This window comes from Burkholderia sp. BCC1638 (genome assembly GCF_902833195.1).
Taxonomy (GTDB): Bacteria; Pseudomonadota; Gammaproteobacteria; order Burkholderiales; family Burkholderiaceae; genus Burkholderia; species Burkholderia diffusa.
The window spans coordinates 1-2,774 of sequence record NZ_CADFEC010000070.1 but is presented as its reverse complement, the minus strand read 5'-3'; the positions used below and the strand labels follow the sequence as shown (position 1 = coordinate 2,774).

General features: G+C 58.2%; 1 protein-coding gene. It reads left to right on the top strand.

Features of this window, described 5'->3' with window-relative positions:
* The first annotated feature begins 568 nt into the window (after nucleotides 1-568).
* Complete coding sequence (locus HWX22_RS31180) at nucleotides 569-2,041, top strand: benzaldehyde dehydrogenase (protein WP_175912596.1); 1,473 nt, start codon at nucleotides 569-571, stop codon at nucleotides 2,039-2,041.
* Nucleotides 2,042-2,774: the final 733 nt, after the last annotated feature.

Genomic DNA, 2,774 nt, shown 5'->3' with positions numbered 1-2,774 from the left:
CGATCACCAGCCACCCACCAGGCCCGGTGACAACACCCCCCGGATCATGACTGCGACTGGGGGCGAGAATCATGCCGGGCCTGGCTGGCCAAAGCCCCGATTATCGGGGCACGAAGATAGTAACGGGGGCGAGAATGTTGCTGTGGCGACAACGTGGCGCTGAATCAAGCGTTCCAGCGCGTCGGTTTAGGCAACGAGATCCTGTTCTCCAGGTCCATGATTTAGGCGTCGGCCCGCAAGGCATGCAAACGTAAGGTAGGCGAGCGGCCTCCGTTTCGAATCGCGGGTGGGCGCTATGGGCCGTTGCGACGAATACGGATTTGCCATCCCGCTCGGCGATCGTAGTTGCATAACAATGTTTCGATCGCCTCATGTGAAAACAGCGCGAACGGGGTTGACGGTCAAGGTGGGCGCTGTCCTGCTTCTGAACACTTTCGCCGCCTTCGTCGTTCATCCATGGGGCTCCGAGCCGCGCGGAAAAGTCCCAATGGCATACCCTTGGGCTGCATTTATATCTTCGGCGTATGTCGCTATTGGCGAACTTGTCCCGAACGAATCAGGAGTCTGTATGAGCACCACATCTTCTTCACTGTTGCAAGAGCGCGAAATTTGGCAGGCTCGCCTGTTCACCGGGCAGTGGCAAGCCGGTGTTCGGGAGATGGATGTAGTGGAGCCGGCGACCGGCGACGCACTTGGACGCGTAGGACTTGCCGACGAGAGCCTTGTTGCTGCTTCCGCGGCAGCGGCGAGCATTGCGCAGGTTTCATGGGCGGCGTTGCCGTACGACGAGCGAGCGGTTGTGATGCGACAAGCTGCACGCACTGCGGAAACGCACTTCGACGAGATTGTTGACTGGGTTGTTCGAGAAAGTGGGTCGACACGAGCCAAGGCCTCTTTTGAAGTCTCGATTTCGATCAAGGCTTTGCATGAGGCGGCGGCCTTGCCCTCTCGGGCGGCAGGCGAAGTTCTCCCGTCGGTGCCGGGTCGCCTGTCCATCGCTCGGCGGCGCCCGTTGGGTGTGGTCGGCGTGATTTCGCCGTTCAATTTTCCCTTGTACCTTGCCATGCGTGCGGTAGCCCCTGCTCTCGCGCTCGGCAACGCCGTCGTGCTCAAACCTGATCCGCGCACTTCGGTCTGTGGTGGCTTCACGATCGCGCGCCTGTTCGAGCTGGCTGGCCTGCCCGCAGGCGTCCTCCACGTGCTGCCCGGCGACGGTGCGGCCGGTGCGGCGCTAACGAGCGACCCGAACATCGCGATGATTCAGTTCACGGGTTCGACGGCGGCTGGGCGCAAGGTCGGTGAGGCCGCTGGCCGGTTCCTGAAGAAGGTGTCTTTGGAACTCGGCGGAAAGAATTCACTTATTGTCCTCGACGATGCAGATTTGGATCTTGCCGTTGCCAACGCAGCATGGGGTACCTATCTCCATCAAGGCCAGATTTGCATGGCCTCGGGCCGCTTGCTTGTGCAGCGCGGCATCTATGAACGCTTTGTTGAAAAATTGGCGGCGAAGGCGGCCAGTCTTTCCGTGGGGGATCCGGCTCAGTCCAATGTCGCTCTAGGGCCGTTGATTAACGCCACCCAGCGTGATCATGTTGCCAGCATCGTAGAGGATGCAAAGCACGCAGGAGCAAAGATCGAAACCGGTGGCGGCTATAAAGACCTGTTCTTCGAAGCAACTGTACTGAGCGGCGTTACTCCGACTAACCCCGCCTTTAACGAAGAAATCTTTGGACCAGTTGCGGTCGTTGTGCCTTTTGATACCGACGGCGAGGCCGTGGCGCTCGCCAATCGCACCGAGTACGGCTTGTCAACTGGAATCGTCACCGCAAATGTCGGACGTGCACTACACATGGGCGAACGGCTTCGTACGGGCCTGCTTCACATCAACGATCAGACCGTCAACGACGAGGTCATCAATCCATTCGGTGGTGTGGGCGCATCGGGGAACGGTACGAGCATCGGCGGGCCGGCCAATTGGGAAGAGTTCACTCAATGGCAATGGCTCACTATCAAAGGAGAGGCGCCGCTCTATCCGATTTGACGCTCTTCAGCCTGGGTGGCGGCTTGCGGAATCTTCGCTTGTGGCGGAGATATCGAGTACACGCCATTTGTCGTAATAATGGACTCCCTTCGAGTAGTTGATGGAAGGAAGCATAGTGGTGCGCTTTGCCGCAAGAACTGGCGCGGTGCACCACTTTGCATAAAACCTGTGCACCGCAGAAATCTGAGGCGCGGCGCCTCATTCCCTCCGGCTAGAGTCTGACGGGGCAAACGAACATGCACCTGAGTCGCATAGGCATCGCTTGAAAGTTGCTTGATCGAAATCAGGCGTTGGCGAGCAATTGCTTACGGTGTTGCTTCCGGCATTCGTTGCTCTCACTCGAGCAGTCTCACATAACGCAGATGCAGTGCCGTTGCAAGCTCACACAATGTGAACTTCTGACTCACGCACTAAGCGCGCGAATTCTTTGGTTGATCTGCAGCCACATAGATGTTTCGTCGATGACGACGAGCGCTTACCAGAGGCGCTTGGCGATGACCATTGGGTATCCTCCGCGTCAATGTGCAGGGTGCCGTCGTGCAGGCACTCTGGAGCTTATTGCGCGAAGATGAGATTCTACTGCCGATTGCCGCTGGTCGGAGGGTATCTGCGGATTTCGGTGATGGTGATCAGGCGTTTCGGCGAACGTGATCAGTTTGGAAGGTGGTGTTGCGCGGTCAATGGATTATAGCGAAGGTGATCACGATCAGGATGCGGAGGACTGCTTGGCGTT

What these genes read in the sequence shown, in the direction of transcription:
- HWX22_RS31180 (WP_175912596.1), top strand. Translation starts at nt 569, where the DNA reads ATGAGCACCACATCTTCTTCACTGTTGCAAGAGCGCGAAATTTGGCAG.